22 protein-coding genes are annotated in these 25783 nt (G+C 67.5%); 17 read left to right on the top strand and 5 right to left on the bottom strand.

Annotated elements, in window-relative coordinates:
- The first annotated feature begins 37 nt into the window (after nt 1-37).
- From E8E95_RS07945 to E8E95_RS07900, 10 genes are all read left to right on the top strand, one after another.
- Nucleotides 38-1126, top strand: coding sequence for a YCF48-related protein (locus E8E95_RS07945; protein WP_280349343.1), 1089 nt, complete (start codon nt 38-40; stop codon nt 1124-1126).
- Nucleotides 1127-1130: 4 nt separating this feature from the next.
- Complete coding sequence (locus E8E95_RS07940) at nt 1131-3590, top strand: MMPL family transporter (RefSeq protein ID WP_280349342.1); 2460 nt, start codon at nt 1131-1133, stop codon at nt 3588-3590.
- Nucleotides 3591-3724: 134 nt separating this feature from the next.
- Nucleotides 3725-4924, top strand: coding sequence for an MFS transporter (locus tag E8E95_RS07935; protein ID WP_280349341.1), 1200 nt, complete (start codon nt 3725-3727; stop codon nt 4922-4924).
- Between the two features lie 18 nt (nt 4925-4942).
- The gene (locus E8E95_RS07930) at nt 4943-5533 is read left to right on the top strand and encodes a malonic semialdehyde reductase (protein WP_280349340.1); all 591 of its coding nucleotides are present in this window, start codon (nt 4943-4945) and stop codon (nt 5531-5533) included.
- Nucleotides 5530-6306, top strand: a complete 777-nt coding sequence (locus E8E95_RS07925) for an SDR family oxidoreductase (protein ID WP_280349339.1) — start codon at nt 5530-5532, stop codon at nt 6304-6306. Before E8E95_RS07930 ends, E8E95_RS07925 begins: the two co-directional genes overlap by 4 nt.
- 11 nt (nt 6307-6317) lie before the next feature.
- On the top strand, nt 6318-6890 hold the full coding sequence (locus E8E95_RS07920) for a cupin domain-containing protein (protein WP_280349338.1): 573 nt from the start codon (nt 6318-6320) through the stop codon (nt 6888-6890).
- Nucleotides 6887-7879, top strand: coding sequence for a fumarylacetoacetate hydrolase family protein (locus E8E95_RS07915; protein WP_280349337.1), 993 nt, complete (start codon nt 6887-6889; stop codon nt 7877-7879). Before E8E95_RS07920 ends, E8E95_RS07915 begins: the two co-directional genes overlap by 4 nt.
- Nucleotides 7870-8844 (top strand): NAD-dependent epimerase/dehydratase family protein, encoded by a 975-nt coding sequence (locus E8E95_RS07910; RefSeq protein WP_280349336.1) that lies wholly within the window; start codon nt 7870-7872, stop codon nt 8842-8844. The genes E8E95_RS07915 and E8E95_RS07910 overlap by 10 nt, the downstream gene beginning before the upstream one ends.
- Before the next feature lie 11 nt (nt 8845-8855).
- Entirely contained in the window at nt 8856-9644 is a 789-nt protein-coding gene (locus tag E8E95_RS07905) for a cyclase family protein (RefSeq protein ID WP_280349335.1), read from the top strand.
- A 15-nt stretch (nt 9645-9659) separates the two neighbouring features.
- The gene (locus tag E8E95_RS07900; protein ID WP_280349334.1) at nt 9660-11297 is read left to right on the top strand and encodes an arylsulfatase; all 1638 of its coding nucleotides are present in this window, start codon (nt 9660-9662) and stop codon (nt 11295-11297) included.
- Nucleotides 11298-11418: 121 nt separating this feature from the next.
- On the opposite strand, the gene E8E95_RS07895 is transcribed toward E8E95_RS07900, so the two are convergent.
- The 3 genes from E8E95_RS07895 to E8E95_RS07885 form a co-directional block, all read right to left on the bottom strand.
- Nucleotides 11419-12834: an MFS transporter gene (locus E8E95_RS07895; RefSeq protein ID WP_280349333.1), complete on the bottom strand. Its 1416-nt coding sequence runs from the start codon at nt 12832-12834 to the stop codon at nt 11419-11421.
- A gap of 291 nt (nt 12835-13125) precedes the next feature.
- Nucleotides 13126-14061: a VOC family protein gene (locus E8E95_RS07890; RefSeq protein ID WP_280349332.1), complete on the bottom strand. Its 936-nt coding sequence runs from the start codon at nt 14059-14061 to the stop codon at nt 13126-13128.
- Between the two features lie 22 nt (nt 14062-14083).
- On the bottom strand, nt 14084-15241 hold the full coding sequence (locus E8E95_RS07885) for a prolyl oligopeptidase family serine peptidase (protein ID WP_280349331.1): 1158 nt from the start codon (nt 15239-15241) through the stop codon (nt 14084-14086).
- Nucleotides 15242-15565: 324 nt separating this feature from the next.
- Here E8E95_RS07885 and E8E95_RS07880 point away from each other — a divergent pair, with 324 nt between their 5' ends.
- Nucleotides 15566-17554, top strand: coding sequence for a methyl-accepting chemotaxis protein (locus E8E95_RS07880; RefSeq protein WP_280349330.1), 1989 nt, complete (start codon nt 15566-15568; stop codon nt 17552-17554).
- A 3-nt stretch (nt 17555-17557) separates the two neighbouring features.
- Here the strand turns inward: E8E95_RS07880 and E8E95_RS07875 are convergent, their stop codons facing one another.
- Entirely contained in the window at nt 17558-18481 is a 924-nt protein-coding gene (locus E8E95_RS07875) for a LysR family transcriptional regulator (protein ID WP_077522268.1), read from the bottom strand.
- 190 nt (nt 18482-18671) lie between these two features.
- On the opposite strand from E8E95_RS07875, the gene E8E95_RS07870 reads away from it, so the two are divergent.
- Nucleotides 18672-19796 carry an FAD-dependent oxidoreductase gene (locus tag E8E95_RS07870; protein ID WP_280349329.1) on the top strand — a complete coding sequence of 375 codons (1125 nt, stop codon included), beginning with the start codon at nt 18672-18674 and terminating at the stop codon, nt 19794-19796.
- 91 nt (nt 19797-19887) lie between these two features.
- Complete coding sequence (locus E8E95_RS07865; protein WP_280349328.1) at nt 19888-20841, top strand: PDR/VanB family oxidoreductase; 954 nt, start codon at nt 19888-19890, stop codon at nt 20839-20841.
- Between the two features lie 86 nt (nt 20842-20927).
- Here the strand turns inward: E8E95_RS07865 and E8E95_RS07860 are convergent, their stop codons facing one another.
- On the bottom strand, nt 20928-21536 hold the full coding sequence (locus E8E95_RS07860) for a TetR/AcrR family transcriptional regulator (RefSeq protein ID WP_280349327.1): 609 nt from the start codon (nt 21534-21536) through the stop codon (nt 20928-20930).
- A 180-nt stretch (nt 21537-21716) separates the two neighbouring features.
- On the opposite strand from E8E95_RS07860, the gene E8E95_RS07855 reads away from it, so the two are divergent.
- From E8E95_RS07855 to E8E95_RS07840, 4 genes are all read left to right on the top strand, one after another.
- Nucleotides 21717-22778, top strand: coding sequence for an aromatic ring-hydroxylating dioxygenase subunit alpha (locus E8E95_RS07855; protein WP_280349326.1), 1062 nt, complete (start codon nt 21717-21719; stop codon nt 22776-22778).
- 97 nt (nt 22779-22875) lie between these two features.
- Nucleotides 22876-23262, top strand: a complete 387-nt coding sequence (locus E8E95_RS07850; RefSeq protein ID WP_280349325.1) for a Rieske (2Fe-2S) protein — start codon at nt 22876-22878, stop codon at nt 23260-23262.
- Nucleotides 23238-24161, top strand: a complete 924-nt coding sequence (locus E8E95_RS07845) for a LysR family transcriptional regulator (protein WP_280349324.1) — start codon at nt 23238-23240, stop codon at nt 24159-24161. Before E8E95_RS07850 ends, E8E95_RS07845 begins: the two co-directional genes overlap by 25 nt.
- A 109-nt stretch (nt 24162-24270) precedes the next feature.
- Nucleotides 24271-25632 (top strand): amidohydrolase family protein, encoded by a 1362-nt coding sequence (locus E8E95_RS07840; RefSeq protein ID WP_280349323.1) that lies wholly within the window; start codon nt 24271-24273, stop codon nt 25630-25632.
- Nucleotides 25633-25783 lie beyond the last annotated feature (151 nt).

The following is a 25783-nucleotide window of genomic DNA, read 5'->3' as shown; positions in this document are numbered from 1 at the left end:
CAGCCCTCCCCGGGTCTGGCTGAATTCGAGGTAGAACATGAACAGATTGCGTCAGGTGAGCGGCCTGCTGCTGGCCCTCGCCCTGCCGATCGCGGCCCCTTGCCTGGCCGACGCCAAGGGCGTCGGCGATGTACTGGAAAGCCCCGCGATGCAGGTGCCCAATGCCGAGCGCGCGGTGTTCACCGACCTGGCCCGCGCCGGTGATCGCCTGGTGGCGGTGGGCGAGCGGGGCCTGGTCCTGCTATCCGACGACAACGGTCAGCACTGGCGCCAGGCACAGGTGCCGGTGTCGGTGGGGCTGACCGCCGTGCAGTTCGTCGACGCCAGCCATGGCTGGGCGGTCGGCCATGCCGGCGTGGTTCTGGCGACCACCGACGGTGGCGAAAACTGGGCGTTGCAGCTCGACGGCCGTCGCGCCGCGCAGCTGGAACTGGATGCCGCGCGCCATGAACTGCCGGCTGCGGCGGACGCCGAAGCTGCCGAGACTCGGGTGCAGACCGCCGAACGCTTGGTGGAGGAGGGCGCAGATAAGCCCCTCCTGGCCCTGGCCTTCAGCGACGCAGAGCATGGGCTGGTGGTGGGGGCCTACGGCCTTGCCCTGCGCACCGAGGATGGCGGAACCACCTGGCGCTCGGTGATGGGCACCATCGACAACCCCATGGGCCTGCACCTCTACGCCGTGGCCCGTCAGGGCGTGGCCTGGTTCCTTGCCGGCGAGCAGGGCTACCTGGCGCGCTCACCGGATGGCCAGCAGTTCCAGCAACTGGAGAGCCCTTATGCCGGCACCCTGTTCACCCTCGCCAGCCGTGCCGACGGGGCGCTGCTGATCGGCGGGCTCAAGGGACACGCCTTCCTCCTCGCGAAAGACGCCGACAGCGCGGAAGCGTTGCCGATGATGGCGCCGCTGTCCTTCAGCGACGCCATCCGCCTGGATGATGGTCGTGTGCTCCTGGCCAACCAGGCCGGCGGCCTGTTCGCCAGCACGCCTGGCGCCTTCGCCCCAGCGACCAAGCCCCTGGGCAAGCCGGTTTCAGGTCTGGTCCAGGCCGCCGACGGCAGCCTCGTTTTTGCTGGTTTCACCGGCCTGTCGCGCCTGCCGCAGTCCGCCGTTTCCGCTTCGGAGTGAGTTCATGAATTCCGCTCGCCAAGCCATTCCGTCCGGCCAGGACGCGTTCGATTCCCGTTCCGGCTCGCTGGTGGAACGGGCCCTGTTCAATCACCGTCACTGGGTGCTGTTGCTATGCCTGGTGACCACTGTGCTACTCGGCTGGCAGTCGACCCGCCTGGAACTGAACGCCAGCTTCGAGAAGATGATCCCCACCGGACATCCGTACATCGCCAACTACCTGGCCAACCAGAAGGAGCTGTCGGGCCTCGGCAACGCCCTGCGTATCGCCGTCGCTCACCGCAATGACGATATCTACGACGCCGATTATCTGCGCACCCTGCAGGCGCTTAGTGATCAGATCTACCTGCTGCCAGGTGTCGACCGGGCCTATATGAAGTCCCTATGGACGCCGGCCACGCGTTGGGTGTCGGTGACCGAAGAAGGGCTCGACGGAGGGCCGGTGATTCCGGACGAGTACGATGGCAGCGCCGCTTCCCTGGGTGAGCTGCGGCGCAACGTGCAGCTGTCCAACGAGATCGGCCAGTTGGTGGCCTTCGACCAGCGCTCCAGCATCATCTACGTGCCGCTTTTGGCGCGTACGCCGGATGGCAAACCGCTGGACTATAGGGCACTGGCCGACCGGCTGGAGGCCCTGCGCATCCAGTACCAGAGCGACAGTGTCGACATCCACATCACCGGCTTCGCCAAGAAAGTGGGCGACCTGATCGAGGGGCTGGAGCAGATCCTGCTGTTCTTCGCTGTCGCCATCCTCATCACCACCGTGGTGCTCTATGGCTACACCCGTTGCGTGCGCAGCACGGTACTGGTGGTGCTCTGCTCGCTGGTAGCGGTGGTCTGGCAACTGGGTCTGCTGCCGCTGCTGGGCTACGAGCTGGACCCGTACTCGGTGCTGGTGCCCTTCCTGGTGTTCGCCATTGGCATGAGTCACGGCGCACAGAAGATGAACGGCATCATGCAGGACATCGGCCGCGGCATGCACCGCGTGGTGGCAGCGCGCTTCACCTTCCGCCGCCTGTTCCTCGCCGGCCTCACCGCGCTGCTCTGCGACGCGGTCGGTTTCGCCGTGCTGATGATCATCCAGATCCAGGTGATCCAGGACCTGGCGATCATCGCCAGCATCGGCGTCGCTGTGCTGATTTTCACCAACCTCATCCTGCTGCCGGTGCTGCTCTCCTATGTCGGCGTCAGCCCCCGTGCGGCCGAACTGAGCCTGAAGAGTGAGCGGGCGGAGCAGGGCGGCCAGGCCCGGCACGCGTTCTGGCGTTTCCTCGACCTCTTCACCCGCAAGCCCTGGGCCGCGATCTGCGTGGGCGTCAGCCTGGTGATGGCGGTGCTCGGCTTCATGGTCAGCCTGCACCTGGCCATCGGCGACCTGGACGCCGGCGCCCCCGAGCTGCGCCCGGACTCGCGCTACAACCAGGACGACGCCTTCATGACCCGCAGCTACGGGGCCAGCAGCGATCTCTTCGCGATCATGGTGCGCACGCCGGACAGCGTATGCGCGCGCTACGACATCCTGCGCAAGGTGGACGAATTGGACTGGCAGCTGCGCAGTCTGCCGGGCGTGGATTCGACCAACTCCCTGGCGCTGCTCAACCGCCGCATGCTGGTGGGCCTCTCCGAGGGCAGCCCGAAGTGGTACGAGCTGCAGAACAACCAGGCGATGCTCAACATGATCACCGCCAGCGCACCGCGCGGCCTGTACAACGAGTCCTGCAGCCTGCTGACGCTCTACGTCTACCTCACCGACCACAAGGCCGAGACCCTGAGCCGCCTGGTGGAACACGTGGAAGCCTTCGCCGCGGCAAACGACACCGACGAGGTGAAGTTCCAGCTGGCCGCCGGCAACGCCGGGATCGAGGCCGCCACCAACATCGTGGTCAAGGAAGCCAACCGCGAGATGCTGTTCTGGGTCTACGGCGCGGTGATCCTGCTCTGCCTCATCACCTTCCGCTCCTGGCGCGCGACCCTCTGCGCCGTGATCCCGCTGATGCTCACCTCGATCCTCTGCGAGGCGCTGATGGTCTGGCTCGGCATTGGCGTGAAGGTGGCCACGCTGCCGGTGATCGCCCTCGGGGTGGGCATCGGCATCGACTACGCGCTCTACGTCATGAGCATCATGCTCGGTCACCTGCGCCAGGGCGCCAGCCTCTCCGAGGCCTATTACCGGGCGCTGGTCTCTACCGGCAAGGTGGTGATGCTCACCGGGGTCACCCTGGCCATCGGCGTGGGCACCTGGATCTTCTCGCCCATCAAGTTCCAGGCCGACATGGGCGTGCTGCTGGCGTTCATGTTCGTCTGGAACATGGTCGGCGCCCTGGTCCTGCTGCCGGCGCTCGCCTACTTCCTGCTGCCGGCGACCCGTCGCGGCGACGCGGTGGCCGAAGACCCGGCGCTGCCGGCGCAACGGCACGAAGAGCGGGTCGACCAGGCGCTGCTGCTGGATGCCGTGAATTCCTGAAACCACAGAACAACAACAAGAGCAGATCGAGATGACACGACTGATCACCACCTTGCGAAGCATCTGGAAAAGCCTGCCCGAGGCTGTCGGGCACTACGCCGAAGGCGCCTATGGCTTCATGCCGGAGGTACGCGATGAGCGCCGCTGAACGCCAGGCGGGTCTGCCGCAATCGCTGTTGCTGCTGATCGGCAGCTGCCTGCCGGTGCTCGGCGCGGTGCTCCTGGCGCCGGTGTTGCCGCGCATGCAGGCGCACTTCGCGGAAACCCCGGGGGCCGCGGTATTGGCACCCATCGCCCTGACCATCCCGGCCCTGGTGATCGCCCTGCTGGCGCCCTTCGCCGGCATGATCGCCGACCGCCTGGGGCGCAAGCCGCTGCTGCTTGCTTCCATGCTGCTCTATGCCTTCTGCGGCCTGCTGCCGCTGTGGCTGGAGTCGCTGCCGGCGATCGTCGCCAGCCGCGCCGGCCTGGGCCTGGCGGAGGCGGGCATCATGACCTGCTGCACCACCCTGATGGGCGACTACTACCAGGGCGCGCGCCGCGAGCGACTGTTCGCCCTGCAAATGGTCGCCACTTCCTTGTCGGCCGCCGTGTTCATCGCCCTGGGCGGTGCCCTGGGGCAGGACGACTGGCGAACCCCGTTCGTGCTCTACGCCGTAGGCCTGCTGTTCATGCCGCTGATGGCGGCGCTGCTCTGGGAGCCCACGCCCAGCGTCGGCGACGTGCATGTCAGTGAAGCCGGGCGCTTCCCCTGGGGTGCGCTGCTGCCGCTGTACGGGCTAACAGTGCTGGCGGGTATCAGCCTGTTCATCGTGCCGGTGCAGGCCGGCTTCCTGCTGGCCCTGCTGCATGTGGATGCGCCGCAGCAAATAGGCATGACCATGGGCGCCAATCAGCTGGGGGTGCTGGCCGGGGCCCTGAGCTTCCGCCTGTTGGCGGGGCTGCGCCGCCCGCTGTTGTTGCTGCTGGCCTTCGCCACCGCCGGGCTCGGCGGTTGGCTCATGGCCAGTGCCGCCAGCCATGCCCTGGTGATCGTGGCGGTGCTGGTCAATGGCCTGGGCATCGGCCTGCTGCTGCCGACCCTGATCACCTGGGTGATGAGCCAGGTCAGCTTCGTCCAGCGCGGACGGGCCACCGGCGGTTTCACCGCCGCCCTGTTCGCCGGCGAGTTCATCAGTCCGCTGGTTGTGCTGGCCCTGACCCAGGGCGAAGCCGGTGCGCTGCCGGCGGCCCTGGCTCTGGTGGCCATCGCCCAGTTGTTCCTGGCCGTCGCCTGCCTGGCACTGCCCTGGCTGTTCCGACCGCTGGCTGCGCCGGCCACCAGCCTGTCCTGAACCTTTTCGGAGTACCCCATGGCCCATCCTCTGGATTCCGCCGCTGTCGACCAGCTGTTCCTCGAGGCCCGCTCGCACAACCTCTGGCAGGACCGCGAGGTGCCCGAGGCACTGATTCACCAGCTCTACCAGGCCCTGCGCCAGGGCCCCACCAGCAACAACTGCAGTCCGGCACGCTTCGTCTTCGTGCGCAGCCCGGAGGCCAAGAACCAGTTGTTGCCGGCCCTCAAGGGTCATAACGGCGACAAGATGCTGCAGGCGCCGGTGACCGTCATCGTCGCCTGGGACAGCCGCTTCTTCGAACTGTTGCCCGAGCTGTTCCCGATCTACGACGCCGGCGCGGCCTACCGTGAGAATCCGCAGGCGGCGTTTACCGCCGCGCTGCGCAACAGCAGCCTGCAGGGCGCCTACCTGATCCTCGCGGCGCGCGCCCTGGGCCTGGACTGCGGGCCCATGTCCGGCTTCGACAACGCCCAGGTGGACGCCACGTTCTTCCCGGACGGCCGCTGGCGCAGCAACTTCCTCTGCTGCCTGGGCTATGGCGATGACACGGGCCTGCGCCCCGCCGGCCCCCGCCTGTCCTTCGAGCAGGGGTGCCGCATCCTATGAGCAGCTCGTTGTTTTCCCTCGAAGGCCGGGTCGCGCTGATCACCGGCGCCACCCGTGGTATCGGCCTGGCCATCGCCCGTGAGTACGGTCGCGCCGGTGCGCGCCTGGCGATCAGCAGCGAGAACGCCGACGACTGCCAGCGCGTGGCGGCCGAACTGCGCGACGAAGGCTTCGACATCACCGGCATCCCCGCGGACCTAGCCCAGCCGGACGAGGTTCGCGCACTGGCGCGGCAGGTGCTCGACCAGCACGGGCGGATCGATGCGCTGGTGTGCAATGCCGGCGTGGCGCCGCACTTCGGCCCGTTGCACAGCGCCGATGAAACGGCTTGGCGCCTGACCATGGGGATCAACCTGGAAAGCGCTGTGTGGTTGAGCAACGAGCTGTTGCCGGTGATGGCGGAGCAGGGCGGCGGCAGCCTGGTGCTGATGGCCAGCATCGCCGGCGTACGTGGCAACAAGGGCCTGGGTCTCTACGGCCTGTCCAAGGCGGCGCTGGCCCAGCTGGCGCGCAACCTGGCCGTGGAGTGGGGCCCCGCCAACATCCGCGTCAACGCCATCAGCCCCGGCGTGATCCAGACCGAATTCGCCCGTCCGCTAACCGACAACCCCGAGGTCATGGCCCGCCGTCTCGCCCTGACCCCTCTGCGCCGCGTCGGCCGGCCGGAAGAGGTGGCGGCCTTGGCGTTGCTGCTGGCCGCCCCGGGCGGCGCCTTCATTAACGGACAGAACATCATCGTCGACGGTGGCACCACCATCGGCGACGGCAATTGAAAGGAGTTTCCATGCACGCACTTCCCCCCTTCAAGCGCGTGGTCACCGGCCACGACGCCACCGGCCAGGCCGTGGTTGCCATCGCCGGTCCGACGCCAAACAACTTCCCGCTGAAAGCTGTGCCCGGCACCCTGTTCTACGAGGTGTGGAACAGCGCCACCAGCCCGGCAACCCTGGACAACGGCGACGACCCCACCGCCAAGCCGCTGCAACTGTCCCCCGACGCCCTGGGCAGCGTGATCCGCGTGGTGGATATCCCGCCGGACAGCGTGCAGAACCAGGTCAGCGCCGAAGACGCGGCCGCCGCCTTTGCCGAGATCGGTGAAGCCCACGCCGGCACTGGCAAGGCTGATTCGAAGCATAAGTTGATGCACCGCACCGAGACCCTGGACTACGGCATCGTCACCGAGGGCGAGGTCTGGCTGGTGCTGGATGGCGAGGAAGTCCACCTCAAGCGCGGCGACATCGTGGTCCAGCGCGGCACCAACCACGCCTGGAGCAACCGCACCGAGGCCATGGCGCGGATGGTCTTCATCCTGCTGGATGGCCGTTACGCACCGTCGCTGGCGGAGGTGTTGAAATGAAGCTCGCCACCCTGGCCGACGGCAGCCGCGACGGGCGCCTGCTGCTGGTATCCCGCGACCTGACCCGCGCGGTGGACGCCACCGATATCGCCCCCACGCTGCAGGCAGCGGTGGATCATTGGTGGAGCCTGGAGGCGGACCTGCGCGGCCGCTACGACGCCCTCAATTGGGGCGAGCTGGAGGACGCCTTCGACTTTGATCCTGAACAGGTCATGGCGCCGCTACCCCGGGCCTGGCAATGGCTGGACGGCTCCTGTTTCCTCAGCCATGGCGAGCTGATGCAGCGCGCGTTCAATCTCGACCCCATCGAAGGCGTGGAAACCACGCCGCTGATGTACCAGGGTGCCGGCGACGACTTCCTCGGCGCCCGTCAGGACATTCCGCTGCCCAGCGAAGCCCACGGCATCGACTTCGAGGGCGAGTTCGCCGTGCTGGTGGACGAGGTGCCCATGGGCTGCACCGCCGAGCAGGCGCTGGGGCACATCCGCCTGGTGCTGCAGGTCAACGACGTCAGCCTGCGCGCCCTAGCGCCCCGGGAAATGAAGACTGGCTTCGGTTTCATCCAGGCCAAGTCGTCCTCCAGCTTCGCCCCGGTGGCGGTGACCCCTGACGAGCTGGGCGATGCCTGGCGCGACGGTCGCGTGCATCTGCCGCTGAACGTGGCGTGGAACGGCCAATGGTTCGGCCATCCCCATGGCGGCGCCATGCACTTCGGCTTCCACCAGTTGATCGCCCACGCGGCCCTGACCCGCCGCCTCGCCGCCGGCAGCATTCTGGGTTCGGGCACCGTTTCCAACGCCGATCGTAGCGTCGGCTCGGCCTGCATCGCCGAGCGCCGCGCCATCGAAATGATCGCCCAGGGGGCGCCGGCCACCGGCTTCATGCGCTTCGGCGACCGGGTGCGCATGGAGGCGCGCAACAGCGACGGCTCGGTGCTGTTCGGCGCCATCGACCAGCGGGTGATTCAGGGAGGTTCGCCATGCGTGTGATGGTCACCGGGGCCGGGGGCTTTCTCGGCCGGCAACTGGTTCAGCGCCTGCTGGAATCGGGCAGCCTGCGCGGCCGCGGGATCGAGGCGCTGGTGCTGCTCGACCAGCGTCTCGACGGCTTCGCGGAGGACCACCGCCTGCGTTTGCTGGAGGGCAGCATCACCGATCCCACACTGCTGCGCAGGGCCCTGGCCGACGGCATGGACGTGGTCTTCCACCTGGTTAGCATCCCCGGTGGCGCGGCGGAGCGGGAGTATGGCCTGGGCCACCAGGTCAACCTGTTGGCCAGCCTGGAGCTGCTGGATCAGCTGCGCCGCGCGGCACGTCCAGCGGTGCTGGTGTACGCCAGCAGCGTGGCGGTGTACGGCGCCGACCTGCCCAAGCGCATGGACGAGGGGCTGATGCCACGCCCGGCGCTGTCCTACGGCGCCCACAAGCTGATGGTGGAAACCCAGGTCAGCGACCTGGCCCGCCGTGGCGAAGTGGATGGCCGCGTCTTGCGCCTGCCCGGCATCGTCGCCCGTCCACGGGAACCCAATGGGCTGCGCTCGGCCTTCATGAGCGACCTGATGCACGCCCTGGCTGCAGGCGAAGCCTACGAGTGCCCGGTGTCTCCCAGCGCCACGGCCTGGTGGATGTCGGCTCGCTGCTGCGTCGACAACCTGCTGCATGCCGCCGGACTCGACAACCCCGGGGCGCAACCCATCTGGCAGCTGCCGGTGCTGCAGCTATCCGTCGCCCAGGTGGTCGAGGCCCTGGCCGAAGCCTTCGGCGACAACCGCAGGGATCTGGTCAGCTACCGGCCCGACGACAGCCTGGAGGCCCTGTTCGGCCGCTACCCACCCCTGCGTACGCCACTGGCCCGGACCCTGGGCTTCCGCCACGACGGCTCGGCCCAGGCCCTGGTGCGCAACGCGCTGAATGCCACGTCCCGGCGTACCCACGCCATTGAACGAACCGCTTGAGAACCGCCGCCATGACCCTTGCCCGCAAACGCTGCCTGGTCGACCTTTCCGTCACCCTGGACAACAACCCCTACACCGATCCGCCGCCGCTTCTGCCGAGGATCGACTACATGGACCACCAGCAGGGTTGGCCGGAAATGGCCGCCATGTTCCCCGGCCTGTCCCTCGACCAGATGCCAGGCAATGAGTCATGGGCTGCCGAGCGCCTGGCGATTACCACCCACAGCGGCACCCACATGGATGCCCCATGGCACTATGCGTCTACCACCGATGGCGGTAAGCCCGCCTTCGGCATCGATGAGTTGCCCCTCGATTGGTGTCTGCAGCCGGGGGTGAAGCTGGATTTTCGTGCGCTGCCCGACGGCCATGTGGTCACCGCCGCCGAAGTGGAGGCGGAGCTGGCACGTATCGGCCACGAGCTGAAACCGCTGGACATTGTGCTGGTGAACACCCGCGCCGGCAGTCTGTTCGGTCAACCGGGCTACCTCGAAGCCGGTGTCGGCATGGGTCGTGAAGCCACGCTTTACCTATTGGAACGCGGTGTCCGGGTGGTGGGCACCGACGCCTGGAGCTGGGACGCGCCGTTCAAGTACACCCGCGAGCGCTTCGCCAAATCGGGGGATGCCTCGATCATCTGGGAAGGGCACAAGGCCGGGCGCGACATCGGCTACGGCCAGATGGAAAAGCTCGCCAACCTCGACAGTCTCCCGGCCAGCGGCTTCCTGGTGTCCTGCTTCCCCTACAAGATCAAGCATGCCTCGGCGGGCTTCGTCCGCGCCGTAGCCATCTTCGAAGAATGAGAAAAGGAGTTCCCCGTGCGCTTTTCCCTGCTGCTGGCTGCCCTGGCTTGCCTGGCGCCGCTTCATGCCGGTGCCGCCGAGCGGCCCAATATCCTGCTGATCGTCGCCGATGACCTGGGTTACTCGGACCTGGGCGCCTTCGGTGGCGAGATCGCCACGCCGAACCTGGATCGCCTGGCCGAAAGCGGCCTGCAGCTGACCAACATGTACGCTGCGCCCACCTGTTCGCCAACGCGGGCGATGCTGATGTCCGGCACTGACAACCACCTGGCCGGGCTGGGCACCATGGGTGAGGCGATCCAGCCCTTCCAACGCGGCAAGCCGGGCTATGAGGGCTACCTCAACCAGCAGGCTCATTCCATCGCCGAGCTGCTGCAGGGTGGTGGCTATCGCACCAGCATGGTAGGTAAGTGGCACCTGGGCCTGGCCCCGGAGCAGGGGCCCGACCGGCGCGGCTTCGAGCAGTCTTTCACCCTGCTGGAGGGCGGCGCCGTGCACTTCAAGCCGGCGGCAGGCGCCGCGACCAAGCTCGAACAGGTCACCTACCGTGAGAACGGTCGCCCGGTGGAGCTGCCGGTGGATTTCTACTCCACGGATTTCTACACCGACAGGCTGATCGGCTACCTGAAGGCGGGGGAAGGCAGCGGCAAGCCGTTCTTCGCTTACGCCGCCTACACCTCGCCACACTGGCCGCTGCAGGCGCCGGAGGCTTACCTGGACAAGTACCGGGGTCGCTACGACGGCGGTTATGACGCAATACGCCAGGGGCGAATCGAGCGAATGAAAACCATGGGCCTGCTGCCCGCGGACTTCCAGAGTGCCGCGCCTTTGCCCGCGAGCCCGCAACTTCCCGATTGGGATCACCTGAACGTCGCGCAGAAGCGTGTCGAGGCCCGCAAGATGGAGATCTACGCGGCCATGGTCGACAACCTCGACCACAACGTCGGTCGCCTTCTCGACTACCTGCGCCAGAGCGGCCAACTGGACAACACCCTGGTGGTGTTCATTTCCGACAATGGCGCTGCCGGCGAGCGCCACGAGCAGTTCTACCCAGCCGGGCCCGACACCGACAACAGCCTGGCGAACATTGGCCGGCGCGGCTCGCAGATCGACTACGGACTGCGTTGGGCCGAGGTGAGCGCGGCGCCCCTGCGGCTGTTCAAGGGCAGCACCGCCGAGGGCGGCATCAGCGTCCCGGCCATCGTCCTGTTGCCGGCCAGCCTTCGTCGTCAGGGCCTGGAGCGCAGCGTCGCACGGGTGGACGACCTGGCGCCGACCTTCCTCGCCCTGGCTGGTCTGCCCGATCCGGGCGCCAGCTGGAACGGCCAGCCGAAGCACCCCATCACCGGCCGTTCGATGCTGCCCATGCTGGAAGGCCAGGGCCACCAAGCACCGGTCATGGCCGGGGAACTGTTCGGCAGCCGCTACTACCGTGAAGGCAACCTGAAACTGCTCGGCCTGGTGCCCTGGGGCAAACCCGGTGATGTTCCGCCGCCGCTGCGCTGGCAGTTGTTCGACTTGTCCCGGGACCGGGGTGAGCAGCAGGACCTGGCAGCTGAACAGCCGGCAACCCTGGAGCGCCTCAAGGGGGCCTGGCTGGACTATGCGCGCCGGGTCGGGGTGGTCGCGCCGCCGGTTGCAGGGGTGCAATGAGGCCGAAGCGCCTGTGCCGCATCGCCCTGGACTCCAACGAGGCGATGGGTTTCGTTCCTCTACCCATCCTACGGGCTGGAGTCAGTTCGTAGGATGGATCGGGCGGTGTGCGCCGTGCACCCTACGCCCGGCGCAGCGGCAGGTCCTCCAGGCGCAGGGCGATCAGCAGCGGTAGCAGGGCGACCAGGGTGTCCAGCAGCAACAGCTGGCGGAACGCGTCGCTGGCGAGCTCGCCACCAGCCAGTTCCAGGGCGTCGCTCGGCGCCTCCGGCGAGAGCAGCCAGTAAAGGCTGGACAATGCCGCTACTCCTAGTGCACCGCCGAGGCCGCGGGACAGGCCGCAGAGCCCGGTGGCGACGCCCAGGTGCTCGGTCGGCACGGCGTTCTGCACCGCCACCAGGGAGGTGGGGAACTGCATGCCGAGGGCGGCGCCACAAAGCAGCAGCACCAGCAGATGACCGCCGGCGGACAGCGGTAGCCAGGCCCAGGCCAACAAGGCCAGCGGCAGTAGTGAGCTGCCGGTTACCAGCAGGCCTTTGTAGCGACCCCAGTGGGCGCTCAGCCGTCCCCCCAGATAGGCGCCAAGGGGCGCACCGAAGGCGATAGCGGTGAGCTGTGCGGTGCTGCTGGAAAGCCCATGGCCACTGGCGTGCAGGGGAATCAGCACGGCCAGGCCAATCGCCTGGAAACTGGCGAAGAAGAGCAGCAGCCAGCCGCCCCGTGCCGTCGCGATGCGCAACAGCGGCAGGGGGATCAGCGGATCGCTGGCGCGCTTCTGGCTGGCGACGAACAGCGGCAGTGCCACGGCGCACAACCCCAGCGCGGTGAGGTTGCCGGCGTCCAGAGGATCCACTGCATGGCCGACACGGCCGACCAGCCAGAGCAGGGAGGCCAGGCCCAAGGACAGCAGGGCGGCACCCAGGTAGTCGATGGGTGAGTCTCGACGCTGCTGCACCAGGGACTTCAGCGCTGGGCGCGCCAGCAGGAAGCACAGCACCCCCAGGGGCAGGTTCAGCCAGAACACCCAGTGCCAGGACAGCCGAGTGCTGAGGGCGGTGCCCAGCACCGGCCCGGCGAGGCTCGCCAGGGCGAACATGCTGCTGAACCAGCCCTGGTAGCGGCCGCGCTCGGCGGGCTCCACCAGGTCGCCCACCAGGGCCTGGGTAGTGGCCATGAGGCCGCCTGCGCCGATGCCCTGCAGCAACCTGGCAGCCACCAGCTCACCCATGTCCCGGGCCAGAGCGCAAAGCACCGAGGCCAGGACGAACAGTAGCAGGGCGACGGCCAGCATCCGCCGGCGGCCCAACTGGTCGCCCAGTTTGCCGAACAGCGGCGTGGCCACCGTCATCGCCAGCAGGTAGCCGGAAACCACCCAGGCCAGCAGTTCGGCACCGGACAGTTGGCGGGCGATGGCGGGCAGGGCGGCGGCCACGATGGTCTGGTCGAGGGCGGCCATGAACAGGCCTAGCATCAGGCCGGGCAGCAGACTGCGCAATTGCGCATGGCCGGCGGGGAGGTGGCGGGGGGGCGCGTTCATCGAATTCCTTGGCGGGAGGTCGTGGCGTGACGAATGGCGTAGAGGTTAAGGGATTGACCGATGTCCCTTACAGCCTGTCGCCATGGGGAACACCGGTCGGAGGGGATGAAAAAGGCGGAGCCCATGCCTTGTGGGCGAGGTCCGTGGCGTTGGCGAAGTGACTGATCGTCACCATGCCATGGGCGCAAAAAGACTCCCGGGCCAGCCGGCTCCCGGGAGTTGAGGCGGCAGGTTCCCCTTGCCCGGGGCGTGCGGCTCCGGGGGTGTGCCTGCCGATGACGACGGAGCGCGTCAATGCTTGGGCGGCGGACCACCCGGTGCCCATTTTTCCTGATAGTGGAACAGGAAATACTGTGAATTGTCCGCGCCGGGCAGAGCCTCACGGGCAGTCCAGCTTTCGTCGTGCAGGTCCATGTCGGCGTCGTACTCCACGTGGCAGCCCATGGGGCTGTTGAAGTACCAGAACCAGTTGGAACCCAACTGGTGGCGGCCGGGGCCCCAGAACGACTCGTAGCCCTTCTCCACCAGACGGGTGCCGGCCAGCATCACTTCGGTGGGGCCGCCCATGTGGAAGGTGAAGTGCTCAATGCCCTTCATGAACGGAGGTGTCTGGATCAGGAACAGGGTGTGGTGGTCCAGGGTGCCGGCCGGGCGCAGGAACGGCCCGACATCGGTGAAGCGGTCGGTGCAGACGAAGCCGATGCGCTGGTAGAAGGCTTCCGCTTTGGCGTAGTCAGGGACGAAGTAGACGACATGGGACAGGCTGCGGGGCAGGGCGGCCAGCTCGTCGCTGGCGCCCAGGGTATTGACCTCGCGGCTGAAGCTGGAACCAGGCGCGTTGCTGATCTCGCCGGGCAGGTCGAGAGTGCGTCGGCAGGTAATCTGGAAACCGAGGGCAAAGCCCATGTCATCCACTACGCGGAGAACGCCGTCTTTACCACGAACAACGTCGCGATCTCTCGACAGCTCGGCCTCGATGGCCTGAAGAGTCGCTTCGTCGGCAACGCCATAGACCGTTTCACGAAGAGTGCTGGCGGTTTCCATCGCCTTCGGCAGGCGCGCGTCGTCGCGATGGCGAATGACGACGCCGGTGCCGTCCAGGGCTTCCAGGTAGCCGCCGGTTGCGTCGAGACCGCGTGGCTTGAGTCCATAGTCGGTGAGGTATTGCACGCAGGCGTCGACGTCGTCGACGCCGAACACCAGGTAATCAGGTCCGATGATCTTCATGGTCGGATTCTCGTTTTGGCAATCAGGCGGTACGGCCGCCGAGGGTCTCGGCGACCCAGTCGGCGATGTACTGGCCGGCATTGATGGAGTTGTCGAAGCTGGAGTGCTGCACACCGCCTTCGCGCGGGGTGAAGATCTTCAGTTCGCGCTTCGGGCTGTTCACCAACTGCTCGTAGGTACGGTGGGCCCACTTCAGCGGGATCTGCGAATCCTGTTCGCCGTGGGTGACCAGGAAGGGGACCTTGATGCGTTCCACCACACCGTCCAGGTGGACGTTCTCGGCGATGGTCATGAACTCGTCGACGTCCTTGCCGCCCCAGACCCAGCGCACGTGCTCCCAGTAGTGCGGCACCGGGAAGCTACCCTCGCGCTCCAGACGGCGTTTCTGCACGTCGCGCCAGTCATGGTTGGCGCCCCAGACCACACCACAGGCGAAGCGCGGTTCGAAGGCCACCACGCGGGGGCAGTAGTAGCCGCCGAGGGACACGCCTTCGCAGCCGATGCGGCTGGCGTCCACGTCCTCGCGGGTCTCCAGCCAGTCGAAGACGCGGCTGCCCCAGTGCTCGGCGTCGTAGCGGGCCTTCAGGTCATGCAGGCGCAGGGCCTCGCCGGTGCCCGGCTGGTCGATCAGCAGCGAGGACACGCCACGCTTGGCCAGCCACATCGGCAGGCCGACGCGGTATTTCATTTCCTTGGTGGAATCCAAGCCGTTTAGCTGCACCAGCAGAGGTGCGGGGCCTTCCACACCCTCGGCGCGGACGAGCAGGCCGGAGATGACCTTGCCTTCGTAGGGGATCTCCACTCGTTCGCAGTTCTCGCCGGAGAGGGCGATGCCAAGGGCGAAGGTGTCGAGGAAGCGTTGGTACAGTTCCAGACGGCCGGGGGCGCCGTGGGCCTGGAGCCGTTCGCAGGTCAGGTAGTAGGTGGCGGCGCGGTTGTATTTCTCGCCGGCCGAGAGCAGGCGGCCTTTCTCTTCGTCCTCGCGGGCGAGGTCACAGAGTTTGTCGGCCATCTTCGACCAGGTTTCACGGAAGGCCCGGGTACCGGCGGCGTCGGGTTGCTTAGCGGCATCCTGCAGGGGTTCGCACATCTCGACGATCTCACCGATACGGGCGCCCATTTCCAGGGCCAGGTCCACCGAGAGATTCCAGACGTAGTTCGTAGGGAAGTAACGGAACATGTTGTTGTTTTCCTTCTTCTGATCCGGGACGCGCCTTCGCGGCGGTTGGCACTGGGCGCAAGGCGGGCGCTCCCTGGATGACTGCTCCCGCATCAGGCAGTGATGCGGGCGTCGACCACCCGGCTGGGGCGGCCCTGGCAAGCTCGCATGGGGGTAGGAATTGGACAAATCGCTTGTTCGGATGCCAGCTATCTGCCGGCGAGATACCTTGCGGCAACCATGGCCAACGGCGATGCCTCGCATCGCCAGTCTCGATTGGTTGGCTTGCAGCCGGGCTGGCTAGGGTACGCGGCCGCGCTTGCTGCGCCTGATCCGATGAGGAGGATGCCCTTGCCCGTTACCACTCCACGACACGAAAGAATCGCCACCTCGCTGAGGCGCTGGCTCGGCCACCTGAGCGTCGGCGGCAAGCTGTCGCTGGGCTTCGGCCTGGTGTTGGCCTGCACCCTGGGCATGGCCTTGGCCGCCTGGCAGGCGCTGCTGCTCACTCAGGCGAGTGCGGCCCAGCTGCGTGCACTCGACCGCCTCCAGGCTGCACTGGCGGAGGCGCGCCTGGCGGAGCGGGCGTATGGCCTGGCGCCGTCGGCGGGCGCAGCAGGGGAGGTCGAGGCCGGGTTACGCCGGCTGCGTGACGAGGCCCCACGGGTGGGCTCCGGAGACGCCTTCCGGGCGGCCCTGGAGGCCAGTTCTCAGGGCTATCTCGAGGCTTTCCGGGGCTATGCTGACGCTCGCCGCGTGGCGCTGGACGCTCGGTTGCGCATGCAGGGTCTGGCGGAGGACACTGGCGAGCGTTTCAGCGGGCTGTTCCTCGACCAGGCGGATGACATCAATCTCGCGCTGGAGCAGGGTGCCGTGGTGGAGCCGCAGCAGATGCAGTTGCTGGAAGAGGCGGCCAGCCTGCGTGCGCGCCTGGCCCACCTGCGGGACTCCGAACTGTATTTTTCCCTGGAGGCGCATAAGCGCTACCGGGATGATTGGGAGAATCGGGTCAGCGAGCTGGGCAGTGCCCTGGCCAGCCTGACCTCGCGCCTGGACGGCGAGCGGCGTGGTTCGCTCGACGAGGCGAGCCGAGCCCTGGACCATTATCGCCAGGCGTTCCTGCGCTTTGCCGCCAGTGGTGAAGCCGCCATCAACGCCCAGGCCGGAATGGCTAGCGCCGCCCAGCAGCTGACGGGCCTGCTGGAGGGGGAGCGGACGCTGCGAGACAAGGCCGATGGTGCATTGCGCAAGCGCCTCGACCTGCAGCTGCTGGCCATGGTGCTACTGGCGCTGGTGGCGAGCGTCGGCGCCTGCCTGGCGATCCGCCGCGCCATCGTCGCACCGTTGCGGCAGATGCTCGGCCTCGCCCGACGGGTCGCGGCTGGCGACCTGGAGGAGGGGCCGCTGCCCGCTGCGCGGCGAGATGAACTGGGCCAGTTGGGCGAAGCCATCGGCCAGATGCTCTCGGCGCTGCGCGCCCTGGTCGGGCGGATAGGCGCGGAAGTGGCGCGGCTCGACCAGGCTGCCGGGTCCCTGGCCGGGATGGTCGAGCGCACCGGGCAGGGGGTGGATGCCCAGCGCCAGCAGGCCGACCGCGTTGCCGACGCCATGCGCCACATGACCCGTTCGGCGGCCCAGGTGAGCGCCCAGGTGGACGGCAGTCAGGCCGCCCTGGCGGACGCGGGAACGCTGATCCGCGAGGGCGACGCACTGATGCGCGAGGCCAGCGAAAGCCTGCAGCGGCTGTCACGGGAAGTGAGCGGCAGCGCCGCGTCCATGCAGGTGCTGGAAGCCCAGAGCGAGGCCATCACCGCGGTGCTCGACGTGATCAGTTCGGTGGCGGAGCAGACCAATCTGCTGGCCCTGAACGCCGCCATCGAGGCGGCTCGCGCGGGTGAGCACGGCCGGGGTTTCGCCGTGGTGGCGGACGAGGTGCGTGCCCTGGCCGGGCGCACGCGCAGCTCCACCGGCGAGATCGAGGCGATGATCCAGCGGCTCGGCCAACTGACCCGGGAAACCGCCGAGGGGCTGCGCGGCAGCCAGCGCCTGACCGCCGAGGGCGTGGACCTGGCCGGTCGCGCCAGCGGCGTGTTGGCCTCCATCACCGAAGCCATGGGGCAACTCGAACGCACCGGCCTGACCATCGCCCAGGCCGCCGCCCAGCAGCATGAAATGGTCTGTCGGGTGGACGAGTCGGTGGGCAAGGTGGGCGCGGTGGTGGAGCAGAACGCGCGGGACTGCGCCGAGCTGGAGGCGGCGTCCGACAGCCTGCAGCTACTCAGCGCCAGCCTCGGCGGAGCGGTGGGGGCGTTCCACCAGAGCCAGGGTGCCTGAGGCTTAGGGCGAGACCGGAGACTCGGGCCGCTGGAGCATGTCGATCAGCTTTTCCCGCAGCCAGCGCAGCATGGGGTCGCGGTCCAGACTGCGGTGCCAGCTCATGTACTCCTGCATCGCCGGCAACTCCACCGGCGGTGGCAGGATGCGCAGCGGCAGATTGCGCGCGTATAGCCGCGCAAGGCGGCTGTGCATGGTGGCGACGCGCTCCGTGCCGATCACCAGTTGGGGCAGGGTGTTGAAGTCGTGGGTGATGACCTCCAGGCGGCGCTTGCAGCCGTACTGGGACATGAACCACTCCTCGATGCCCGGTGTACGGCTGCGGCCGAAGGCGACGCTGACGTGCCCCAGCTCCAGGTAGCGCTCCAGGGTCAGGCGCTCACCGACGCTGGCGTTCTGGTCCCACACCACGCACACGTGCTGCTCCTCGAACAGCAGCTGGGAAGGGTGTTCCTTCACGACGTAGTGCTCCGGCGCGATCATCAGGTCCACCTCGCCGCGCATCAGCATCTCGACGGCGGTCTCGCCGGGGCTGATGAGTTCGAAGGTCACCTGGGGCGCCTCGTGGTTGATCTCGCGGATCACCTCGGCGAAGAGCACGCTGATCAGGTAGTCCGAGGCCATGATGCGGAAGTGCCGCTTGCTCTCGGAAATGTCGTAGACCGGCTTGGCAGTGATGGAGGTCTGGATCTTCAGCAGGACCTCGCGTACCGGGATTTCCAGTTCCTTGGCCAGCGGGGTGGGCATCATCTTGCGGCCCACCTGAACCAGCAGGTCGTCCTCGAAGTAGGTGCGCAGGCGGCCCAGCACACCGCTGGTGGCCGATTGGGTCATGTGCAGGCGGGCGGCGGCGCGGGTGATGTTCTGTTCTTCCAGCAGTACATCCAGAGCCACCAGGAGGTTCAGGTCCAGGTGCTTGAAGCGCATGTCAGGCGTCTCTTGTTGTATTTATTTTCGCGATACCCTGCATCCCGACTAACGATTAGTCAAATTGTTCCCGCCTTCCTAGCCTGTGCTTCCAAGGACCGCTCTGCGGTCCCCCTTCCCGAAAACGCTCGCCCGGGCCGCCGTGCTCGCGATGTCCCGTGCGTCACACAACAAGAACAAGGATTCATCCATGAGCGATATCAGCAAGGTACTCATCGTCGGTGGTGGCATCGGTGGTCTCTGCGCGGCCATCGCGCTGCGCCGCCAGGGCATCCCGGTGGACCTGGTGGAGATCAAGTCCGAGTGGACTGTCTACGGCGTCGGCATCATCCAGCAGAGCAACGTGGTGCGTGAAATGGCCCGACTCGGCGTTCTCGATCGCTATCTGGACGCCGCCTATGCCTTCGACGACGTGGGCATCTACGACCTGCAGGGCAACGCCCGGGTGCGGATCCCCGGTCAGCGACTGGCGGGCCCGGAGTACCCGGCCAACGTCGGCATTTCGCGCCTGGCCCTGCACCAGGTGCTGAGCGGCACCGCCATCGAACTCGGCGCCCAGGTGCGCCTCGGGCTCACGGTTGAGTCCTTCGAACAGGACGCCACGGGCGTCGACGTGACCTTCACCGACGGCAGCACCGGCCGCTACGACCTGGTGGTGGGCGCCGACGGCGTCTACTCGAAGATCCGCGGCATGCTCTTCGGTGAGACCTACACGCCGCGTTTCACTGGCCAGGCGGTGTGGCGCTACAACTTCCCCCGGCACAGTTCGATCGACCACCTGGCCAGCTACACCGGCGCCGAGGGCAACGCCGGCCTGGTGCCACTGGCCGACAACCTGATGTACATGTTTTCCACTTCCCACGAGCCGGGTAACCCCTGGTACGAGCCGGAGCATTTCGCCGAGCTGATGCGCGACCGCATCAAGCACATCGGCGGCCTGGTGGGCGAGTTGCGCGAGCAGATCACCGACAGCAGCCAGGTGGTGTACAAGCCCATGGAGGTGGTGTTCGTCGACGAGCCCTGGTTCAAGGGGCGCGTGCTGCTGATTGGCGACGCCGCCCACGCCACCACGCCGCACCTGGGGCAGGGCGCCGGCATGGCCATTGAGGACGCCCTGGTGCTGAGCCTGGAACTGGCCGGCGGCGGTTCGCTGGAAGCACGCCTGGAGCGCTTCATGGCGCGCCGCTTCGAGCGCTGCAAATACATCAGCGAGAACTCCATCCTCGCCGGGGATCGCGAGATGGCCCACGACGCCAGCTTCGACCGCATCGGTCTGACCAAGGCCATGCTGGCGCGCACCGCCGAGCCCATCTGAGCCCTCGGCCGGTCTGAACCCCCTTCCACTTCCCCCGCGCATCCGCCCTGGCGGATGCGCGGCCTTGTCTCATCCCCGAGGTCAGCGATCCATGATCGAGCTCACGGTCACGCGCAAACAGCAGGAAGCCGAAGGCGTCTGCAGTTTCGAACTTACTCGTGCTGACGGCGGCCCCTTGCCGCCGTTCAGCGCGGGCGCTCATATCGACGTACACCTGCCCAATGGCCAGGTGCGCCAGTACTCCCTGTGCAACCACCCGGACGAACGCCATCGCTACCTGATCGCGGTGCTGCTGGATCCTGCCTCCCGCGGCGGCTCCCGATCCATGCACGAGCAGGTGGCGGAGGGGGCGACGATCCGCATCGGCGAGCCGCGCAACCTGTTTCCGCTGGAGCCTTCTTCCGGCCGGACGCTGCTGTTCGCCGGCGGTATCGGGATAACCCCGATCCTGTGCATGGCCGAACGGCTGGCGACCGCCGGCACCGCCTTCGAGCTGCACTACTGCAGCCGCTCGCCGGAGCGGACCGCTTTCGTCGAACGCATCCGCGGCTCCGCCTTCCGCAGCCAGGTGGCCTTTCACTTCGACGACCAGGGTGAAGATCAGCGCTTGCGAGCATTCGAGCTCTTGGGCGGTTACCGCGCTGGCGATCACCTGTATGTGTGCGGTCCCGGCGGCTTCATGAACCACGTGCTCGACGAGGCCCGGCGGGCCGGTTGGCCGGAGGCCGGCCTGCACCGCGAGTACTTCTCCGCCGAGCCCGTGGCTGGGGGCGAGGAGGGGGCGTTCGAGGTACAGCTCGCCAGAGACGGACGCTGCTTCCAGGTGCCCGCAGGAATCAGCGTCGCGGATGTGCTACTGGAGGCTGGGATCGACCTGCCGCTGTCCTGCGAGCAGGGCATTTGCGGCACCTGCCTGACCCGCGTGCTGGAGGGGGAGCCGGAACACCGCGATATGTTTCTTACCGCCGCCGAGCAGGCGCAAAACGACCAGTTCACCCCTTGTTGTTCGCGCTCGCGTAGCCCTCGGCTGGTGCTGGATCTGTAGGAGCGATTTCATTCTCGAATGAAATCGCTCCCCCCAACACGGTCGGCACGCAAGGTGCGCCGCAAGCACCGCTTGTTTGGGAGCGCTTAGCGGCCCGGCAGCGGCCCCACGGCGGCGGCGATCACCGCCGCCTCGGTCTGCTCGCGACTCAGTGCCCCCAGCATGTACGACTTGAGCATATTGCTCTGGCGCAGGCGCGCGTAACCGTAGAGGGTCGACCACATGGCGATCAGGCGGCCCTGCAGACGGTCGTCATCGGTTTCCTCCAGGGCTTCGCGCAACGTGGTCGCGATGCCGCTGTAGACCTGGTGGAGCAGAGCGCCCAGCTCATCTTCGTCCTCGGCCTGCTGCAGCAGGCCCGAGTCGTACATCAGCAGGAACAGTCCCGGTTGCGCCTCGGCGAAGGCGAGGAAGGCGCGGCAGGCCGCCTGCGCCCTGTCCCCGGCCGTGCCGGTTTCCTGCGTCGCCTTGTCGTGGGCGTCCAGTAGCCGGCGGAAACCTTCACAGGCGCAGGCGCGCAACAGCGCATCGCGATCGGCGAAATGCCTGTAGGGCGCTCCTCTGGAAACCTCCAGCACCTGGGCCAGGTCGCGCAATGACAAGGCCTGGTAGCCCTGTTGCTCGACTGCCTCCAGCGCTGCGTCGATCAGTGATTGGCGCAGGTTTCCATGGTGGTACGCACGTGTCTCGTTCATGCCGAATAACCATTGACCGAAGTTGAGGGGATGACTAATGTGAGCGGTGCTTACATTGCTCGATCGGCCGTCCCGCGAGCCTGTTCTGCCGCTGCCACGGCGGGAAGGCGCGAGCATATCAGGGGGACGGGCGCTCGATGCAGGCAACTCTGTCGAAACGCCCATGAGGACAAGAACAAGATGAAATTCCTGAACAACACCTGGTACGTCGCCGCCTGGGACGATGAGGTCAAGACCGGCGAACTATTCGCCCGGACCCTGCTCAACGAGTCCGTGCTCTTCTTCCGGGACGAGGCCGGCAAGGTGCAGGCCATCCACAACCGTTGCCCGCACCGTTTCGCGCCGCTGTCCATGGGCACGCTGTGCGACGGCCAGGTGCGCTGTGCCTACCACGGACTGGAGTTCGACGGCAGCGGCGCCTGCACTCGCAATCCCCATGGTGATGGCGCCATCCCCCGGGCGGCGCGGGTACGGGCCTTCCCGGTGGTGGAGAAACACAGCGTCATCTGGATCTGGATGGGCGACGTGGAGGCGGCGGACGAGGCATCGATCCCGGACTTCGGCTGCATGGACCCGACCCGCTACTACGTCGCCAAGCGATACCTGCATGCGCGGGCCAACTACGTGCTGGAGTCGGACAACATCCTCGATCTGTCCCACATCCAATATCTGCATCCGAGCACCCTCGGCAGCAGTGATGTCAGCCAGGCAATCACCCGCGTCGAGCAGCAGGGCGAGACGATCTGGTCGTACCGCCAGACCGTCGCCGAGATCATGCCGGACTTCCTCTACGGCGCCATGGGCATCGCCCACGGCACGCCGGTGGACCGCTGGATCGACGTGCGCTGGGACGCTCCGGCCAATATGCTCCTGCTGGCCGGCGCGGTGCCTACCGGGCAGCCGCGCGCCCAGGGCCGGGAAACCCCGCTGCCGCACTTGTTCACCCCGGAGACCGACACCACCACCCACTACTGGTTCTCCTTCCCCATCCCCCGCGAGATGGGCGAGCTGGGTGAGCGCATCGCCGAGGAGCAGGTGTCCGCCCTCAACCAGCCGTTCAGCACGGAGGACCTGCCAATGCTCGAAGCCCAGCAGGGGATGATCGGTGACGCCGATTTCTGGTCCCTGAAGCCGGTCCTGTTGCACGGCGATGCAGCCGCGGTGCGCGCCCGCCGTGTGCTGGACAAGCTGATCGCCGACGAGCAGGCGGCCCGGATCGACGTGCGCGCGGTCCAGGCCTGAGTATCCCGGCGGGCGATACCTCGCATCGCCACTCGCGATTGGTTGGGGCCGGCACGCCATGGCAGCCTGCGCCCCAACAGCATTTCCGAGACCGGCCGTGCCCGACGATCTGAACTACCTCTGCCACGACGACCAGTTGGAGGAGGGCCGTGCCCGTGGGTTCGACCCCTGGGGTCATGGCCGTGACACCGTGCTCGCCCTGCGCTGGCGCGGCCAGGTGCGGGTCTACCGCAACCTCTGCCCGCATCTGGACGTGGCCATGCAGTACCGCAAGGACCGCTTCATGTCCGGAGATGGACAGCACATCGTGTGCTTCGCCCATGGCGCGCTGTTCCGTCCCGACAACGGCTTCTGCGTGCTCGGCCCGTGCCTCGGCCAGTCGCTGCAGACCCTTGCGGTAACGACCGATGCCGAGGGCGGTCTGTGGCTGGAGGGGCTTGCCAATACGGAGGAGCCGGTGTGCGCTTCCACGGTCTCGACCTGAACCTGCTGGTGGTGCTCGATGCGTTGTTTCTCGAGCGCCACGTCACCCGGGCGGCCAACCGCCTGCACCTGACCCAGTCGGCGGTGAGCGCCGCCCTGGGCCGATTGCGCGAACACTTCCAGGACCCGTTGTTCGTCCTGGTGGGTGGGCGCATGCTGCCCACTGCACTGATGCAGCGCCTTCACCCCGACATCCACCAGGTGCTGGACGGCGCGCGCGGGATCGCCTTCGCCAACGTCCGCTTCGAGCCCGGGCAAGCCCGGCGACGCTTCCGCATCATGGCCTCCGACTATGTGATGGCGGTGCTGCTGCCGGCGCTGCGCCAGCTCCTGGCCCAGGTGGCGCCCGGGGTGGACCTGCAGTTGCTCAGTCTGGTCCCGCAGCGCGGCGGCGAGGCCGGCGGCCTGGTGGACGAGGCTCTGGAGCAACGGCACTGCGACCTGGTGATCCTGCCCCATGCCCACGGCTCCGAACGCCATCCGCGACAGTCCCTGTTCGAGGATGGCTTCAGCGTCATCGCCTGCGCAGACAACCCGGCGCTGGCCGAGGGCCTGACGCTGGACCTGTACCTGGCGGCGCCCCATGTGGTGCGTGAGACGGGGTGCGGCGCCCAGGGCAGCATGGAGGCGGAATTCCTCGCCGGCCAGGGCCTGGACCGGCGCGTCGCGGTGGCCGTCGAACAGTTCGGGCTGATCCCCGAGTTTGTCGTCGGTGGCCCATGCCTGGCGACCCTCCACAGCCGCCTGGCGCGACTCTACGCACGGCGCTTCCCGCTGCGCCTGCTGGACCCGCCGCTGGGGTTCCCTGCCACCCGCCAGGTGCTGCAGTGGCACGCCTGCCAGGACGGCGACCCGGCGTTGGTCTGGCTGCGTGGACTATTGGCGGAAGTGGCCGCCTGACGCGCGCGGCCATCAATTTCCTTCATGCCCGGCCAGCAGCAAACTTCACTTCCCGCACTCCGGGGGCGCTGGGTAGCGTGATGGCACGACAACAAGAGGCCAGACCGCCATGCCCAGACTCCACGTCCACTGCAAGACCCTGTTCACCGGCCTGGAAGACCAGCCCCGCCACGACCAGGCGCTGATCATCGAAGACGGCCTGTTCAGCCATGTCGGCACCCGCGCGAGCGCCCCGCAGCCGCTGCCGGGGGAAACCCTGATCGACACCGGCGAGCACTTCGTCATGCCCGGTCTGGTGGATGTCCACACCCACCTGGTGTTCGGCAACGCCAAGAGCGAGGAGGACATCGACCTCCACGTCTCGGCGGAATTCCGCGCCCTGCGCGGCCTGTTCTTCGCCCAGCACGTGCTGGCCGCCGGCTACACCTCGGTGGTGGTGCCCGGGGACGCCGGCCAGTGCAGCATTGCGGTGCGCGACGCCATCAACGCCGGCCTGTTCACCGGCCCGCGCATCGCCGCCAGCAGCAACGTGATCGCCAACCGCCAGAGCCTCAACGACTGGTTCCCCAGCTGGGTCGGCACGCCGGAATACTTTACCGGACGTCTGTGCGCCACCCGTGACGAGCAGATCGCCGAAATCCGCCGCCAGGCCAAGGATGGCGTCGACCTCATCAAGATCGCCATGGACGGCACCCAACGCCGGGCCAATGGCGAACACATCGCCGCCTTCACGGAGGCGGAGACCCGCGCGATGGTCGAAGAGGCCCATCGCCTCGGCAAGAAGGTGGCGGTGCATGCCTACGGCCGCGAAGCGGTGCTCTACGCCGCCCGCGCCGGGGTCGACGTGATCTTCCACGCGTTCTTCCTCGACGACGCCTGCATCGAGGCGATGCTCGAATCCGGCAGCCACCTGGCGCCCACCTTCACCATGCTGGCTAACAACGTCGAGTTCGCCGAGGACTACGAGCCCTCCACCCGCAGCGGATACGCGGCCATGCAACAGCGGGTGATCGACATTGGCTGCCGCAACCTGCGCCGCGCACGGGAGGCCGGCGTGCCCTTCATGACCGGCAGCGACAGCGGCTTCGCCATCACGCCGTACGGCGAATGGCATGCGCGGGAGATCGAGATACTGGTGGACTGGCTGGGCTTCACCCCGGCCGAGGCGCTGCGCGCGGCCACTTCCGTCTCGGCGCGCATGCTGTCGGCCACGCAACCGGTGGGCGCCATCGAGGTGGGGCGGCGGGCTGACTTCATCCGTGTCGACGGCTCGCCCCTGGAGAACGTCGCGATCCTGCAGGAGCGCGATCGCATTCGCGGCGTCTACCTCGGCGGGCAGCGTATGGAGCCCCAGGTGCCGGGCTACGACCCCTACAAGGTGAGCGACTTCAACACCGTCAAATGGGCCGAGCTGCATACCCGGCAGCGTGCGGTGGCGGCTGGCAAGCGTCCCGTCCCGGCGCGGGGATGACCGGCATGCGCAGACTCACTCTGGAACTGGCCTCGCTGATGGTCGATGCCGCTCTCGCCGAAGGCCGGCGGCTGGCCCTGCAGCCCCTGTGCGTGGCAGTGCTGGATTCCGGCGGGCACCCGCTGGCGCTCAAGCGCGACGAGCGCGCCAG

Source organism: Pseudomonas sp. BN414, assembly GCF_029871275.1.
Classification (GTDB): domain Bacteria; phylum Pseudomonadota; class Gammaproteobacteria; order Pseudomonadales; family Pseudomonadaceae; genus Metapseudomonas; species Metapseudomonas resinovorans_C.
The sequence above is the reverse complement of the archived record's forward strand: the minus strand, read 5'-3'. Positions and strand labels throughout refer to the sequence as shown.

Coding starts and splice junctions, on each gene's coding strand:
- E8E95_RS07885 (WP_280349331.1), bottom strand. CDS start 15,241: ATGTTCCGTTACTTCCCTACGAACTACGTCTGGAATCTCTCGGTGGAC.
- E8E95_RS07890 (WP_280349332.1), bottom strand. CDS start 14,061: ATGAAGATCATCGGACCTGATTACCTGGTGTTCGGCGTCGACGACGTC.
- E8E95_RS07915 (WP_280349337.1), top strand. CDS start 6,887: ATGAAGCTCGCCACCCTGGCCGACGGCAGCCGCGACGGGCGCCTGCTG.
- E8E95_RS07930 (WP_280349340.1), top strand. CDS start 4,943: ATGGCCCATCCTCTGGATTCCGCCGCTGTCGACCAGCTGTTCCTCGAG.
- E8E95_RS07940 (WP_280349342.1), top strand. CDS start 1,131: ATGAATTCCGCTCGCCAAGCCATTCCGTCCGGCCAGGACGCGTTCGAT.
- E8E95_RS07925 (WP_280349339.1), top strand. CDS start 5,530: ATGAGCAGCTCGTTGTTTTCCCTCGAAGGCCGGGTCGCGCTGATCACC.
- E8E95_RS07945 (WP_280349343.1), top strand. CDS start 38: ATGAACAGATTGCGTCAGGTGAGCGGCCTGCTGCTGGCCCTCGCCCTG.
- E8E95_RS07860 (WP_280349327.1), bottom strand. CDS start 21,536: ATGAACGAGACACGTGCGTACCACCATGGAAACCTGCGCCAATCACTG.
- E8E95_RS07880 (WP_280349330.1), top strand. CDS start 15,566: ATGCCCTTGCCCGTTACCACTCCACGACACGAAAGAATCGCCACCTCG.
- E8E95_RS07910 (WP_280349336.1), top strand. CDS start 7,870: ATGCGTGTGATGGTCACCGGGGCCGGGGGCTTTCTCGGCCGGCAACTG.
- E8E95_RS07935 (WP_280349341.1), top strand. CDS start 3,725: ATGAGCGCCGCTGAACGCCAGGCGGGTCTGCCGCAATCGCTGTTGCTG.
- E8E95_RS07865 (WP_280349328.1), top strand. CDS start 19,888: ATGATCGAGCTCACGGTCACGCGCAAACAGCAGGAAGCCGAAGGCGTC.
- E8E95_RS07875 (WP_077522268.1), bottom strand. CDS start 18,481: ATGCGCTTCAAGCACCTGGACCTGAACCTCCTGGTGGCTCTGGATGTA.
- E8E95_RS07870 (WP_280349329.1), top strand. CDS start 18,672: ATGAGCGATATCAGCAAGGTACTCATCGTCGGTGGTGGCATCGGTGGT.
- E8E95_RS07895 (WP_280349333.1), bottom strand. CDS start 12,834: ATGAACGCGCCCCCCCGCCACCTCCCCGCCGGCCATGCGCAATTGCGC.
- E8E95_RS07905 (WP_280349335.1), top strand. CDS start 8,856: ATGACCCTTGCCCGCAAACGCTGCCTGGTCGACCTTTCCGTCACCCTG.
- E8E95_RS07920 (WP_280349338.1), top strand. CDS start 6,318: ATGCACGCACTTCCCCCCTTCAAGCGCGTGGTCACCGGCCACGACGCC.
- E8E95_RS07840 (WP_280349323.1), top strand. CDS start 24,271: ATGCCCAGACTCCACGTCCACTGCAAGACCCTGTTCACCGGCCTGGAA.
- E8E95_RS07855 (WP_280349326.1), top strand. CDS start 21,717: ATGAAATTCCTGAACAACACCTGGTACGTCGCCGCCTGGGACGATGAG.